Genomic DNA, 14,461 nt, shown 5'->3' with positions numbered 1-14,461 from the left:
CCGGTATGAGCGGATCCGCCTCGGAGGACGTTGCGCGCGAGGTCTGGCTGCTCGTCAGCGATCTCGTGCTCGACCACGGGAGGAAGCGCGAGGTCGCGGAGGAGCTCGGGATCAGCTTCGGCCGCTCCCGGGCCCTGCGGCGGCTCGCGCGCCAGCCGATGGCGATGGGCGAGCTCGCCGCGGCGCTGGGAATCGACCCCCCGAACGCGACCGTGCTCGTCGACGACCTCGAATCCCTGGAGCTCGTGCGCCGGCGGCCGCACCCCACCGACCGGCGCGCCAAGCTCGTCGAGGTGACACGCAAGGGCGAGCAGATGGCGCGGCGCGCCGACGCGATCCTCAGCACCCCGCCGCCGGGGCTCAGCGCGCTCGACGCCGCGGACCTCGACACGCTCCGACGGATCCTCGAGAGCGTCGGGCAGCCACGCTGAGGTCGCCGGTGTCGCTTGCGTGCTCCTCCGCGATCGCGCACCGGGTTCGCCGACCGGATTCACTGGGGCTCTCCTGCCCACTGATACCGTGCGCTGCGCCGTCTACGAGGAGTCTTATGGGGCACGAATCCGGGATGTCGACGAGCGACCGTTGGTCTTGGCGACCAGAGGTGCAGCGCATACCGAGGAGGGCGCAGGGACGCGTTGTCCGTGTCGTCGGCATCGCCGCTCTCGGCGGCTTCGGTCTGCTCGCCGGGTTGGCGACGCCGGCCCAGGCGGCGACCACCAGCCTGTACGCCGCACCTTCGAACACCGGCATCGCCGACTGCAGCTCGCCGGCTGACGCCTGCGCGATCGCGACCGCGGTGACGAACGCGAACGCGGCGCCGGTCACCGACAGCGTGCGGATCAGGCTCGCGCGAGGCAACTACCTGCTGCCTGCGCCGAGCCCGACGGCCCTCAGCATCACGTTTGCCGGCCCGAGCCTCACGCTCGAAGCCGAGAGCGGCACCCCGACCCTCAACGGGAAGAAGGCCGTGAGGTTGCTGTCGGTCGGCCCGGCGTCGAACGTGACGATCGACGGGCTCGAGCTCGAGTTCGGATCGACCGCCGGGCTCGGGGGCGCGATCGAGAACGGTGGCACGCTCACCGTCAAGAACTCGACGTTCTCGAGCAACACCGCGGGAAACGGCGGGGCGATCGCGAACCTCTACGGTGCCACGCTCGCCGTCGAGGATTCGACGTTCTCGCACAACACCGCCACCGGTGTCGGTGGCGGCGCGATCATCAGCAGCGGGCCCGCCACGATCCTGCGCTCGGCGCTCTACAACAACGATGCGCCGATCAACGGCGGCGGGATCAACGTGCAGCCGACCGGGACGGTGACGGTCAGCAGCTCGACGATCGCGGGCAACACCTCCGGAGCCCTGGGCGGGGGGTTCGCGAACCTCGGGACCCTCACCGTTCAGGCCTCGACGATCGCGAGCAACACCGGCAGTAGCGGTGCGGCGCTCGCCACCGGAAACGCGAACGTGACGTTTGCGGCCAGCATCATCGCCGCGCAGTCCTCCGGTGACGCGTGCAATCCGGTCGACGCGGCGATCGTCGACGGCGGCTACAACCTCGACCGCGACGGGACCTGCGTCTCGTCCAGCTCGCCGGGGACCGGGAGTCACAGCGGAACGACCGCCTACGGAGCGTCCACCTACGGCGCGGCGCTCGACGCGTATCTCGCCCATGGGCTCGCCAACAACGGCGGGCCGAGCAGGACGCTCGCGCTGCTGAACAGCTCGAACCCGCTGACGACCCTGGCGAACCCGGCCTTCGCCGTCGTGCCGCCGGACTTCGACCTGCCCGTGGCCGTCGGCGGCGTGTCCGCGGCCTGCTCGATCTCCGACCAGCGCGGCCTGGTGCCCGCGGCGGGGGGCAACTGCGGCATCGGCGCCTACCTGTTGCAGGCGACGAAGACCGCACTCGTCACGTCGGCGGAAGCGGTCGGGCAGCACGCATCGGTGACCTACACGGCGACGGTGTCGCCCGCCCCGGACGGGGGGACGGTGGCGTTCGACGACGGAGCCGGCAGCCCGGCCACCGCCCAGTGCGCGGCCCAGCGTCTCTCGAACGGCACGGCGACCTGCACGGTCGCGTACGCGAGCACGGGGGCCTATCCGGTCACCGCGACCTACTCCGGTGACGGCGCGGCGAACACCTACGCGGGATCCGTGAGCACGAGCCAGAACGTGGCCGTCGTCGCGCCCGTCGCGCCGGCCGGGCCCGTCGTTGCCCCGCCTGTCGCACCCGCGCCTCCGTCGATCGTGACGCTCTCGAAGCTGACCGCGACGCACTGCCTGGGTGCCGTGAAGGGCGCCCGGAGGAACGTCACCGTCGGCTACACCGTCAGCGCGCCGTCGCGCGTCACGTTCACGTTGCAACAGCGGCGGGGCCAGCAGTCGAGCAGCACCCGGAAGACGTGCCCGAGAGCGGTGCCGGCTGGTGGCGACTACGTGAGCGTGCGCGGTGCGGGTGCTCCCGCGGCCCGGGCCGCCGCGCCAACGGCGGCGGCCAAGGGACGCGTGCTCGCCACCACCGTCTCGGTCGGGGCGGGGGCCCGCACGTTCAGCCTGAAGCAGCTGATCGGCTCCGCGACCCTCGAGCCGGGGCGCTACCGGGTCCTCGTGCAGGCGGTCAGCACCACGGGTGCGAAGGCCCAGAAGCCCGCGTACTTCTGGGTGCTCCAGCCCAGGAAGCCGTCGGTGCGGTAGGGCCCGGGGCGCCGGGCGGACGCGGGCCGTCGTGCGCCCGCGTCCGGCTCAGGACTCGAGGAAGACCGCCATCGCCCGCAGCTGATCGTGACGCGGACCGTGGGCGATGGTGTTCGCCTCCGGGCCGCCGATCACCGCGACCTCCCGCCGCTTGACGTCGTAGGGGCGCCACTTCGGAAGCCGGCCCCCGCTCGGGTCGCCGGTGTGCGCGAACCGGGTCCACGCCCGCATCAGGTTCCGCGACGCCGCGGCGACCTGCGGACCGCTTCCCAGGCGCGCGCGCATGAAGCGGCTGCCGTAGGTGCCGAAGACGAACGGGACGTCGATCGCGTGCGGCGTTCCGAATCCGGGCGCGGCCAGGGGCTCCGCGAACTCGTAGACGTAGGCGGACGCGCGACTGTCGCGGGTGTGGCGCGCCGCCCAGTCGAGCGACTGCGCGCGGCGGACCACGTCGGTGCTGACCTCCATCATGAGCTCGGGCGCCACGCTGCTCTGGCGCCGAGCATCCATCGCCGACCGGTAGATGTCGCGGACCGCCGCGGGCTCGGGAACCGGCACGCCGGGCGGGTAGTTCGCGGCGAGGGCGGCGGCGATCGCGGGCAGCAGCGCGGCCTCGTCCGCCGGGGCGACGGACGTGTTGATCTGGGGGCCGGACGGGTCGAACAGCTTGTAGTCCCAGTAGGACTCGTTGCGGGTGGTGCCGATCAGCAGCGGCATCGACCGCGACGGAGTCCCGAACTGCGGTCCCAGCACGGTCTTGCCGTCGACGATCAGCCCGAGCCGCGCGTCTCCGGTCGCGGCACGGTCTCCGGCCAGGGCCAGCTCGGCGGCGTGGAGCGTGGTCGCCGGCACCTGGCGCAGGCCGGCGACGCTCACGCCCAGGCGGCGGGCCAGCAGCTCCGTGTAGCGCGCGGCCTGCTCCGGAGACTGCGCGAAGCTGAGGTGGCCGCTCGACGCGATCGCCTTGTCGACCAGGTGACGGGAGCTCGGCTGGATCGAGATGTCGCGCGCCGCGATCGCGCCCCACGACTCGCCCGAGATCGTGACGTTGCCGGGGTCGCCGCCGAACGCCGCGATGTTGCGCTTGATCCACTCGAGCGAGGCCTGCAGGTCCTGCCAGCTCCAGTTGCCGGTCAGTCCCGTGCGCGGGTCCTTCCAGGTGGGGTGCGAGAGCATGCCCAGCGCCCCGAGGCGGTAGTTCATGGTGACCACGACCACGTCGCCGTCGCGAGCCATGCGCGCGCCGTCGACGCCGCGGACCGTGCCGCTGCCGAAGCGACCGGCCCCGCCGTGGACGAAGGCGATCACCGGTCGCCGGCCGCGCGTGCCCGGCGTCCACACGTTCAGGGTCAGGCAGTCCTCGCTCGTCGACACCAGCGACCCGGGGTCGTAGATCCACGACACCGGTGCGGGGATCATCTGCGGCGCCGCCGGTCCTGGGTGCAGCGCGTCGCGCACGCCGCGCCACCCGAGCGGCCGCTCCGGCGAGCGGAAGCGACGCTTGCCGACGGGCGGCGCCGCGTACGGGACGCCGAGGAAGGCGAGGCCGTCCTCGGTTCGCCGTCCGGCGAGCCGGCCCTGCTCGGTCCGCACCTCCGCGGAGGGACGTCTGGTTCGTGCGGACGCCGGGGTCGACGTCGCGAGGACGCCGGCGGCGACGCCGGCGGCTGCTCCGCCGAGCACGGCACGCCGCGTCAGCGGCGCCTCGTGGATCGGCGGTCCTTCGGTGGAACGGGTCACGAAAGCTCCCTCGTAGACGGGTGATGACCTGGCTGGGCCGGCCGGCCGACGTTCGGTCGGCCGGCCGGCACCAGAGAACTGCTCGCTGTCCGACCGTCGCGGCCGTGGCCGTCCCGGGGTCGGACGAGCCCGACGGCTCAGGCGGGGGTCGGGTTCCCCTGGACGCCCTCGGCGAAGTCGCTGCTCAGCGGCCCCGGGAAGTCCTCGTTCGCGATCGTCGGACCGGGCACCGAGTCGAACAGGCGCCCGACGACGCGCCCGCCCTCGATCACCGCGCCGCGGTCGTGGCCGGGCAGCATGAACCGTCCGGAGCCGAGCGTCTTGGTCATCGCGGCCTTCTCCTGGCGCTTCGAGTTGTGCGCCAGGCCGATCGGTGCGGGGTCCATGTACATGGTCTGCAGGTGCGGCTCGATCAGCTGGTGGTGGATCGACTGCAGCACGTCGCCGCAGATCACGGCCCGTCCGGCGTCGGTGTCGACCAGGACGTTCATCGAGCCCTCGGTGTGTCCGCCGGCCGCCTCGCACCACACGCCGGGGGCGACCTCGACCGGGCCCGTGATCTCGAGGTCCAGCAGGCGCAGCGCGTCCTGCGTGTGCAGGCGATCGACGAGATGCTTGATCGCGTCGGCGGGGTACATCGAGCCCATCATCGAGAGGCCCGAGACCGAGTGCTCCATCTCGCGGCGGTTGGCGACCACCGGCGTCGACATCGGGAACGCCTCGACCCGTCCCGAGTGGTCGATGTGGAGGTGGGTCAGGAGGACCATGCCGATGTCCTCCACCGTCAGGCCGTACTTGGCCAGCTGGGGCTCCAGGCCCTGCCCGTCGCGCCACCAGGACTCCATGCCCAGCTTCTCGGTCATGGTCTCGGGACTGCGGAACCCGGTGTCGACCACGATCGGCTTCTCGCCGCCCAGGATCAGGAAGCCGAACGTCGGGATCGTCGTCGGACGGCCCATCTCGTGCCCCAGCACGAGCGCGCCCGCGTCGAGCACGAAGTCGCCCAGATCGAGCACCTTCACTTCAAGTCCCATACTCACTCCTCGTTTCGGTGACTGTGCGATCGATCGTCGTCCGAGTCGGGGTCCTGCCGCAATACCACGTTCGGACGAGGCGGCCCCGTCGGAGGCGGGCTAGCGCAGCTCGTGGGCGTTCGCGACGATCGCGTTGACCAGGGCGTCGACGACCTCCCGCTGGGCGCTGCGGTCGGTGGCGGGATGGCGCCGGAGCACGAACTCGACCGGTTCCAGCGGCGGCAGCCCCGGGCGGCCCGCGAGGTCCTCGGTGCCCGGCGGCACCAGGCCGCGAACGAACGCGGTGACCCCCAGGCCGGCCGTGAGCGCCGCGGTGATGCCGCTGAGGCTCGTGCTCGTGCAGACCGCGCGCCACGGCCGGCGCGCGTCGGCCAGTGCCGCCAGGGCGAGCTCGCGGGTGACGCTCGGCGGAGGCAGGCACACCAGCGGAAGCGGCTCCGCGACCGGCAGCTCGATGCCGGGGGCGCCGATCCAGGTCAGCTGCTCGCGCCAGAGCCGTTGCCCGTCGGTGCCGCCGCCGCGACGCTTGGCGAGGACGACGTCCAGCTCGTGCCGCTCGAGCTGCTCGTGCAGCATGCCGCTGAGGGCGACGGTCAGCTGGAGGTCGATGAGCGGATGGCTCCGGCGGAACCGGCGCAGGATCTCCGGCAGCTCGGTGGCGACGAAGTCCTCCGAGGCGCCCAGACGCAGGCTGCCGCGTAGCTGGGAGGCCGCGAAGTAGTCGATCGCGGTCTCCTGCATCTCCAGCAGCGAGCTCGCGAAGCCCAGCATCGCCTCACCGTCGGCGGTCAGCGTGACGGAGTGCGTGTCGCGCACGAACAGCTGCCGGGCGACGGCCGCCTCCAGGCGCCGTACGCGCTGGCTGACCGTCGACTGCCGGACGGAGAGCGCCCGGGCCGCGGAGGTGAAGCTGCCGTGCCGGGCGACGGCGACGAACGAGCGCAGCTGCTCGGGATCGAGCATCGACATCACGTTCCGTGATGACAGTCGGTGGGGGCAGCGGCCTTCCGCATGACGCGTCGATGAGCGACCATCGTGGCGACTATTCCATAGATCCAAGGAAGAAGAAAATTGCGTCCGACACGCGAATCCGCTGAGCCCAGCCGGAACGAGCCGTCGTCCAGCCCCGTCGACGGGGCGCCCGAGGTGGTCCACCGGTTCGTCGACTGCCGCTTCGATCTCGCCGACGGCAGCTACGGACGGGCGGCCTATCAGCGCGGCCACGTCCCCGGCGCGTCGTTCCTGGACCTCGAGACGCAGCTCTCGGGGACGAAGACGGGGGACAACGGCCGCCACCCCCTGCCCACCGCCGAGGACTTCGCTCGCGACGCGTCGGCGGCGGGGATCGGCGACGGGATCACGGTCACCGCCTACGACGGCGGAGCCAACGCCGGGCCCGCGCGCCTGTGGTGGCTGCTGCGCCACTTCGGGCACCGCGACTGCGCGGTGCTCGACGGTGGGCTCGAGCGGTGGGCGGGCGACCTCCGGGAGGGCGACGAGCGGCCGCTCGCCGTGCCGTTCGAGCCGGCGCTGCGCCCGAACGACACGATCCAGGCGGACGAGGTCCTCTCGCGGATCGGAGATCCCGGCCTGGTGCTGATCGACGCGCGCGCCCCCGAGCGCTACCGCGGCGAGAACGAGCCGATCGATCCGGTCGCCGGGCACATCCCCGGCGCGATCAACGTGCCGTTCCTCGGCGACCTGACGTTCGGCGACGACATCCTCGGCGCCAAGGAGATCGCCGTCTACTGCGGCTCGGGCGTCTCGGCGTGCGTCGTCCTGTTCGCGCTGGCGCGGCTCGGACGCGAGGACGCCCGGCTCTACCCCGGGTCCTGGAGCGAGTGGGCGACCCGCGGACTCCCCGTCGAGCGCTAGCCGATGACCGTTCGAAGCAGGACCAAGGAGCTGACGATCCGATGATCTTCCGACAGGTGACGCACGACGACCTCGGCTGCGCGTCCTATCTGATCGGCGACGAGCAGGCCGGAGTCGCCGCCGTCGTCGATCCCAAGCTCGAGATCGACGAGTACCTGCGGCTCGCCCGCTATCTCGGCGTCGAGATCCGGCACGTGCTCGAGACGCACAACCATGCCGACCACGTCTCCGGGCACGGCCGACTGGTCGAGGCGACCGGGGCGACGGTCCACGTCCACCGGCTCGCGGCGCCGGACTACCCGCACGAGCCGTTCGACGACGGCTGGGAGCTGCGGCTCGGCCGGCTGGTCGTCCGCGCCCTGCACGCCCCCGGCCACCGGCCCGAGCACACGGCCTTCGCCCTGGTGGACACGGCGCGCGACGAGCAGCCGTGGGCGGTGCTGACCGGTGACACGCTGTTCGTCGGCGACATCGCGCGCCCCGACCTGGCGGTCGAGAAGGCGGAGGGCGCGCGGGGGATCTTCCGCTCGCTGCACGACAAGCTGCTCGCGCTGCCGGACACGACCGAGGTCTGGCCCGGGCATCTCGGAGGCTCGCTCTGCGGCGGCCCCGGGATGGACCTCAAGGTCTCCTCGACGATCGGCTTCGAGCGCGCCAACCAGGAGCTGCTGCAGATCACCGACGAGGACGAGTTCGTGCGGCGGACGACGTCGACGCTGGGGCCGCAGCCGCCGAACTTCCAGAACATCGTCGCGCTCAATCGGGGGCCGCTGGCGGGGAACGTCGTCGACGCTCCTCCGCTGACCCCGCGCGAGGTCGTGCGGGCCGCGGCCGACGGGGCGCTCGTGATCGACGTGCGGACCGAGCTGGAGTTCGACGACGCCCACATCCCGGGGGCGCTCTGCGTGACCGTCCGCCGGGCCGGCTTCGGCTCCAAGCTCGCGTGGCTGACCAAGCCGCTCCGGCCGCTGGTCTTCGTCGGCCGCGACGACGAGGAGGCCCGCGCGGCGGCCCGCCTCGCGGGGGCGGTCGGCCTGTACTCGATCGCCGGGTTCCTCGCCGGCGGGATGACCACCTGGCGCGAGGAGCGACTCGACGTCGAGCGGGTCGAGCGGGTGGCCGTGGACGAGCTGCACCAGCGCTGGTCGCGGGACGACGACGAGCTGCAGGTGCTCGACGTCCGGGAGCAGCAGGAGTGGGACGCCGGCCACCTGCCGGGAGCGATCCACCGGCCGTACCACGACATCGACGCGCTGCCCGCGGGGCTCGATCCCAGCCGGCCGGTGGCGGTCATCTGCGGCTCGGGCCAGCGCGCGGCGGTGGCCACCGGCCTCCTCCGGCGGCTCGGTGTCCGCGAGGTCCTCCACGTGGTCGACGGCGGCGTTCCCCTGTGGACGGAGCAGGGTTGGCCGATCGAGCGGCCGGGAACTCCCGAGGACTCGCGGTGACGCTGCTGGCGCTGCCCTTCGGCCTGGCCATCGGCCTGGCCGTCGGGGCCCTCGGGGGCGGCGGCTCGGTGCTGGCGGTCCCCGTGCTCGTGTACGTCCTCGGCGAGAGCGTGCCGGAGGCGACGACCGGTGCCCTGCTGGTCGTCGCCGCCGGCGCGATCGCCGGGACGTTCGGGCACGCTCGAGCCGGCCGCGTCTGCTGGCGCCACGTCGGCTTCTTCGTCGCCGCGGCGGTGCCGGGGATCGTGGTCGGCACGCTGGCCTCCGGGGCCGTCAGCGGCTCGCTGCTGCTGGCCGGCTTCGCGCTGGTGATGCTCGCCGCGGCGCGCGCCACCTGGCGCAAGCCGGATGCGGCCGCGGTCGACGCGGGCCCGACGGCCGGCGGCACGAACTGCCCGCCGCTCCAGTGGCGACGGAACCTGCTCGCGGGGGCCGCCGTCGGCGTGGCGACGGGCTTCTTCGGCGTCGGCGGCGGCTTCCTGGTGGTGCCGACGCTCGCGCTCGGGCTCGCCTTCAGCATGCGCGCGGCGGTCGGGACGTCGCTGGCCATCGTCACCGGCGTGGCGGTCTTCGGCTTCGTCACGCACCTCGCGGCAGGCCGTGGCGTCAACGCGGAGGTCGTCCTGGCGATGACCGGCACGTGCGTCGTCGGCGCGCTCGTCGGGTCGGCGATCGCGGGCCGCCTGCCGCAGCGGGCGCTGGCACGCGGGTTCTCGGGGTTGGTGACCGTCGTCGCCGCCTACCTGCTCGTCTCGGTCGCCTTCCTCGGAGGGCCCTCGGGCTTGGGATAGAGGGCGGACGTCGCTGCGTGCGCAGCGGGCCCGCCAACCGACTGACGGCGACCACGCCACAGGTTATTCTTGAAATACTTGGATAAAGGGATAACGGCGATCTCCAGCCGGCCGGCCTGGACGTCCGCGCCGGTACCGGCCTCGTGCCCCGTCAGGGTCGACGGACGTGCCTCGACCGCGGGGAACGTCGAGGCCGCGATCGAGCTCGGCGGCATCGGCGGGCCCTTCGCCGGGGACATCGCGCTGCTGGCGGAGGTGCTGCGGCGCGGGCTCCGCGTCGAGCGCCTCTCGATCTGTCGCGTGGACCATCGCGATCGCACGTTCGAGGTCATGGCGAGCGCGGGCGCCAGCCTGCTCGTCGCGGGGACGCGGCTGCCGCTCGAATCGTCCTCGCGCATGCTCGCGGCCGCCGAAGGTCGTGCGTTCCCCTCCGCGCGGCTGGCCGCCGTGCCCGGGTTCGAACGGCCGGTCGACGAGGTGCTGCTCGCCGCCGGCTTCCGCTCCGGCTCGGCGGTGCCGATCCACCTCGGCGAGATCGTCGTCGGCGCGGTCACGCTCTCGTCGCACGCGGGCGACGCGGAGCCGCGAGCGACGCTCGCCGCCCTCCAACGGGCGGAGCGGACCGTGGCCGAGCTGCTGCTGAGCGCCCCGTCGGCTGCGGGCCCCCGGGTGCTGCTCTGCCACGAGGACCCCCTGATCGGGCACGGCCTCGCTCGGATCGCGGAGAGGACGACGCGCGCGGCGACGCGGGTCGTCTCGACGCTGGCCGAGGCGGGGGCCGCGCTCGATGCCGAGCCCCCGGACGTCGTGATCTGCGACGACCACCTCGGCGGGGTGCGGATCGACGGCTTCGCCGGAGCGCTCCGGACTCGCGACCCGGGCGCTCCGCTGCTGGTCGTCGCCAGCCACGACACGGTCGAGAACCGGGCGGCGGCCGCGCGGGCCGAGGTCGCCGGGTACGTCCCGCGGGTGGACGCGACCCGCTGGCTGCCGATCGTCCTCTCGACGCTGCACGGGGGACGTACGCTGCGGGCGCCGTGCGACGCCGGCCTCGGGCCCGGAGAGACGCTCACGACGCGCGAGCGGGAGGTGCTCGGCCTGATGGAGCAGGGTCCGCGCATGAAGCAGGTCGCCCTGACCCTCGGGATCTCCGAGACGACGGCCAAGACCCACGCCCGCAACGTCTTCCGCAAGCTGGGGGCCAGCTCGCGCGCGGAGGCGGTCCGCGAGGCTCGCCGGCAGGGCGTCCTCGGCTGAGCGCGTCGGGCTCCTCCGAACGTGCGATGGCCGGCGGCGCGGGACGCTGGAATGCTCGCTCCACGTCGTGCGCGCGACCGCCGAGGTACCGGCGGTCGCGGCAGCATCGACACCACCGTCACCACCGGAAGGATCGTTCATGACCGAGAAGTCGACGCTTCGCGTCGTTCAGACGGAGGCCGCGCCGGCACCCGTGCAGGGAGCGCCCTACTCGCAGGCGGTGATCGGCGGGGACGTGGTCTACGTCGCCGGGCAGCTCGGGCTGGACCCGGCCTCCGGGACGCTCGTGGCCGCCGACGTCGCCGCCCAGACCCACCAGGCGATGCGGAACCTCCGCGCGATCCTGGAGGAGGCGGGGTCGGCGATGGCCAACGTGCTCAAGATCACCGTCTTCCTGGACGATCTCAGCGACTTCGCGGCGATGAACGAGGCGTACCGCGAGCACCTGGACGCGCCGTTCCCGGCACGCACGACCGTCGAGGTCTCCGCCCTCCCGCTCGGGGCCCGCGTCGAGCTCGACGTGATCGCTCGTGCCTAGCCGGTCCAGCCTCTCGAGCCCCTACGGCGACCCGCGGGTCCGCCGCGGACTCGAGCGTCAGCTGGCGGCGCGCCGGGAGGCGCATGCCGCCGGAGCGCGGTCGTTCGGCTGGAAGGCCGGCTTCGGCAGCGCGGCCGCGATGCAGGCGATCGGCACGAGCGGCCCGCTGGCGGGGTACCTCAACGACGACTCGCTGCTCGCCTCCGGGGCGGAGGTCTCGGTCGCTGGATGGGGCGCTCCGCTGGTCGAGGTCGAGATCGCCGCCCGGATGGGGGCGGACCTGCCGGGCGGACAGGACGCGGCGGCGGCAGCGGCGGCGATCGACGCGCTCGCGCCGGCGATCGAGCTCGTCGACCTCGACGGGCCCCACGGCCCGGATGACGTCGAGGACTTCCTGGCCAACGGCTTCTTCCACCGGCACGCCGTGCTGGGGAGCTTCGACACCGCGTACGCGGGCGGGGCGACCGACGGCGTGCGGCTGAGCGTGGAGAGCCAGACGCGCTGCCACGCCCGCGACGCGGACCCGGCGGCGGTCGTCGGCGAGGTCGTCGACGTCGTCCGGTCGATCGCGGACCTGCTGGACGCCGCGGGCGAGCGCCTGCGCGCCGGGGACGTGCTGCTCACGGGCGCGGCGGCCCCGCCGTTCGCCGCGGAGCCGGGCGAGCGGGTCGTTGCCCGGTTCGAGGGGCTCGGGAGCGTGCGGGTGACGTTCGCCGAGACGCACCGCTGAGAGCGGGTCGCTCGCGCGTCGGAGTGGTCGCTCAGTCCGACGCGTCGGCGACCGGAAGGCCCGCGAGTCGCCATTCGAGCGGCCCGTCCTCGAGCAGGAAGGCACGGCGCCCGTGCCGGCGCAGCAGCACGACGGCCTCGTACGCCATCACGCAGTACTCGCCCCGGCAGTAGGCGATGACCTCGGCGTCGGCGGGCAGCTCCTCCAGCCGGCCGGGCAGCTCGCCGACCGGCATCGACAGCGCGCCGGGGATGTGCCCGGCGGCGTACTCGGCTCCGGGGCGGACGTCGAGGAGGACCGTCGCCCCGTCGCGGACCCGCTCGAGCAGTTCCTCCCGTTCGCGTTCCGGAGCCTCGAGCTCGGCCGCCTCGGCCCGGTCCATCCCGAGCAGCGCGAGCCAGGCCGGCTCGACCTCGGCGAGATGCGCACCGGCGACGCGGCGCAGCAGCACGAAGAGCTGGCCCACGTCATCGCCCGCCAACGAGTAGTGAATCCGCACGCCCTCGCGGCGGGTCGTGACGAGGCGGGCCTGCTTGAGGATCTGCAGGTTCGCCGACGTCGTGGTGATGCCGAGGTCGGCCGTCGCGGCGAGCGCTTCGACGGTCCGCTCGCCCTGTGCGAGCAGGTACAGCAGCTCGAGTCGCTTCGGGTTCCCCAGTGCCTTGCCAATTCGCGCGAACTGCTCGAACAGCTCGCTGTCGTGTCTCGGACTGCTCACGTCTCGCTCTCCCTCGATCCTCCAAAAGTCTATTGAACATGGTGTTTCAGGAATCGCCGACGGGAGCTCGTGCCGTTTCGCCTGGACCAGCGCGAACGTCTCGGCGATGACCGCGTCGGGCGCGAGCGATCAGCTCAGGGAGCGCAGCACTCGAGCGGGCACGCCGGCGACGAGGGTCGCTGGCGGGACGTCGTGGCTGACGACGGCGCCGGCGGCCACGACGGCACCGTCCCCGACGGTGACCCCGCCCAGCACGATCGCGCCTGCGCCGATCCAGACGTTGGCGCCGATCGAGATCGGCGCGACCGTGATGCCGGCACGACGCTCGGCGACCGCCGTGGGATGGCCGCTCGTGAGCAGGCTGACGTTCGGCCCGATCATGGTGTCGTCGCCGATCTCGATCCCCCCGATGTCGTTCAGCGTGCACCCGTGGTTGATGAACACGTTGGTGCCGAGGCGGAGCCGGACGCCTTGATCGCTGTGGACCGGGGGCACCAGGCGGAAGCCCTCGGGGGCCGGTCGGCCTGTCAGGTCCGACCAGGCGCTGCGGATCGCGTCCTGGTCGGCGTAGGGCAGGCGGTTGAGCGCTTCGCAGCACGCGAACGCGCGGGGCACGCCCTCCATCGCGATCCTGAGCTCCTCGGTGCGGCTGGCCAGCAGTCGCTCGCCCTTCAAGGACGTCGACCCGGTCGAGTGGTGCGCGGCATTCGATCGACCCTAGCCGTCGCTGGGCGGACCCGCACCGGGCCGTCGCCCTGTTGCTCTGCGGTTGGTGCGGGAGTACGGTGCCGTCATGAAGGTCTCGGGTCCTCGACCGCGGGCCACCGCTCTCGTCCCCGATCTCGGGGACTACCGTCGCGCCCTTGCGGTCGTCGAGGCGGCGGCGCGGGCCAACCATCTCCGGGAGCTGCGAGAGGTGACGCTCGACGCGATCTCGGAGGCGTTCGGTTGTCGCGACCTCACGTTCTTCGTCGGCGCTTCGCTGGAGGACGCCTTTCAGGACCGCGACCCGGTCGTGACGGGGAGAGCCGCGAAGATGGTCGACGCCTACTGCGGCCGCTACTGGCGCAACGACATCTTCGCGCGAGGGAGCGTGGCGCCGCTCTATCGCGACCGCACGGCGGTGCGCCTCTGCGAGCTGCCAGCGCCGGCAGGCCCAGAGGACGTGCGCTACGTGCGCGAGTTCCTGACCCAGCAAGGGATCCACGACGAACTGGCGATCGCCCTCGACGCCGGTCCCGGCGGCTACGCGTTGATCGGCCTGCTCGCCGATCGGGCCGGCCGCTTCGACGCCCACGACGTGCTGGCGGCACAGCTGCTGAGCGGTCCGCTCGCCGGCGTCCTGCGCCTCCATCTGCAGGCTGCGCGCCGCGGGGCGCCGCGCCACGAGCTCTCCAAGCGCGAGGCGGAGGTTGCCGGCCTGGTCGCCGCCGGATACCCCAATCGCGCCATCGCCGAGACGCTCTTCATCAGCCCGGACACGGTCAAGAAGCACATCACGAAGGCGCTGGCCGCCTACGGCTGCAGCAGCCGCACCCAGCTCGCGATCGCGTGGAACGCGGCTGAGAAGCCGATCGCTCCGTAGCTGAGAGCCGCCTGCTTCCACCTTCGGGCCATTGCGCGGCCCCTCCTCCGGCG

14 protein-coding genes are annotated in these 14,461 nt (G+C 73.0%); 9 read left to right on the top strand and 5 right to left on the bottom strand.

What is annotated here, in order from left to right; all coding sequences use genetic code 11:
- The first annotated feature begins 5 nt into the window (after positions 1-5).
- Positions 6-431 (top strand): MarR family winged helix-turn-helix transcriptional regulator, encoded by a 426-nt coding sequence (locus ACVUH9_RS08585; RefSeq protein ID WP_475755886.1) that lies wholly within the window; start codon positions 6-8, stop codon positions 429-431.
- Between the two features lie 257 nt (positions 432-688).
- Positions 689-2,692, top strand: a complete 2,004-nt coding sequence (locus tag ACVUH9_RS08580) for an Ig-like domain repeat protein (RefSeq protein ID WP_475755884.1) — start codon at positions 689-691, stop codon at positions 2,690-2,692.
- A 48-nt stretch (positions 2,693-2,740) separates the two neighbouring features.
- On the opposite strand, the gene ACVUH9_RS08575 is transcribed toward ACVUH9_RS08580, so the two are convergent.
- The 3 genes from ACVUH9_RS08575 to ACVUH9_RS08565 form a co-directional block, all read right to left on the bottom strand.
- Positions 2,741-4,432: a carboxylesterase/lipase family protein gene (locus tag ACVUH9_RS08575; protein ID WP_475755882.1), complete on the bottom strand. Its 1,692-nt coding sequence runs from the start codon at positions 4,430-4,432 to the stop codon at positions 2,741-2,743.
- A gap of 137 nt (positions 4,433-4,569) precedes the next feature.
- Positions 4,570-5,466: an MBL fold metallo-hydrolase gene (locus tag ACVUH9_RS08570; RefSeq protein WP_475755880.1), complete on the bottom strand. Its 897-nt coding sequence runs from the start codon at positions 5,464-5,466 to the stop codon at positions 4,570-4,572.
- A gap of 99 nt (positions 5,467-5,565) precedes the next feature.
- Positions 5,566-6,429: a LysR family transcriptional regulator gene (locus ACVUH9_RS08565; protein WP_475756115.1), complete on the bottom strand. Its 864-nt coding sequence runs from the start codon at positions 6,427-6,429 to the stop codon at positions 5,566-5,568.
- Between the two features lie 183 nt (positions 6,430-6,612).
- Between ACVUH9_RS08565 and ACVUH9_RS08560 the strand changes: the two genes are divergently transcribed.
- From ACVUH9_RS08560 to ACVUH9_RS08535, 6 genes are all read left to right on the top strand, one after another.
- On the top strand, positions 6,613-7,341 hold the full coding sequence (locus tag ACVUH9_RS08560; RefSeq protein ID WP_475755878.1) for a sulfurtransferase: 729 nt from the start codon (positions 6,613-6,615) through the stop codon (positions 7,339-7,341).
- A gap of 41 nt (positions 7,342-7,382) precedes the next feature.
- The gene (locus ACVUH9_RS08555) at positions 7,383-8,789 is read left to right on the top strand and encodes an MBL fold metallo-hydrolase (RefSeq protein WP_475755876.1); all 1,407 of its coding nucleotides are present in this window, start codon (positions 7,383-7,385) and stop codon (positions 8,787-8,789) included.
- A complete protein-coding gene (locus ACVUH9_RS08550; protein ID WP_475755874.1) occupies positions 8,786-9,580 on the top strand; it encodes a sulfite exporter TauE/SafE family protein in 795 nt (264 codons plus the stop codon). Before ACVUH9_RS08555 ends, ACVUH9_RS08550 begins: the two co-directional genes overlap by 4 nt.
- Before the next feature lie 78 nt (positions 9,581-9,658).
- On the top strand, positions 9,659-10,837 hold the full coding sequence (locus ACVUH9_RS08545) for a LuxR C-terminal-related transcriptional regulator (protein ID WP_475755872.1): 1,179 nt from the start codon (positions 9,659-9,661) through the stop codon (positions 10,835-10,837).
- A gap of 139 nt (positions 10,838-10,976) precedes the next feature.
- Entirely contained in the window at positions 10,977-11,375 is a 399-nt protein-coding gene (locus ACVUH9_RS08540) for a Rid family detoxifying hydrolase (protein WP_475755871.1), read from the top strand.
- Entirely contained in the window at positions 11,368-12,105 is a 738-nt protein-coding gene (locus ACVUH9_RS08535) for a fumarylacetoacetate hydrolase family protein (RefSeq protein ID WP_475755869.1), read from the top strand. Before ACVUH9_RS08540 ends, ACVUH9_RS08535 begins: the two co-directional genes overlap by 8 nt.
- A gap of 31 nt (positions 12,106-12,136) precedes the next feature.
- Here ACVUH9_RS08535 and ACVUH9_RS08530 read toward each other — a convergent pair whose 3' ends face one another.
- Positions 12,137-12,823, bottom strand: coding sequence for an ArsR/SmtB family transcription factor (locus ACVUH9_RS08530; protein ID WP_475755867.1), 687 nt, complete (start codon positions 12,821-12,823; stop codon positions 12,137-12,139).
- A gap of 129 nt (positions 12,824-12,952) precedes the next feature.
- On the bottom strand, positions 12,953-13,447 hold the full coding sequence (locus ACVUH9_RS08525; RefSeq protein WP_475756113.1) for a DapH/DapD/GlmU-related protein: 495 nt from the start codon (positions 13,445-13,447) through the stop codon (positions 12,953-12,955).
- A 292-nt stretch (positions 13,448-13,739) separates the two neighbouring features.
- Here ACVUH9_RS08525 and ACVUH9_RS08520 point away from each other — a divergent pair, with 292 nt between their 5' ends.
- Positions 13,740-14,408, top strand: coding sequence for a helix-turn-helix transcriptional regulator (locus tag ACVUH9_RS08520; protein WP_475755865.1), 669 nt, complete (start codon positions 13,740-13,742; stop codon positions 14,406-14,408).
- Positions 14,409-14,461: the final 53 nt, after the last annotated feature.

It is taken from the genome of Patulibacter ginsengiterrae (genome assembly GCF_056269115.1).
The sequence above is the reverse complement of the archived record's forward strand: the minus strand, read 5'-3'. Positions and strand labels throughout refer to the sequence as shown.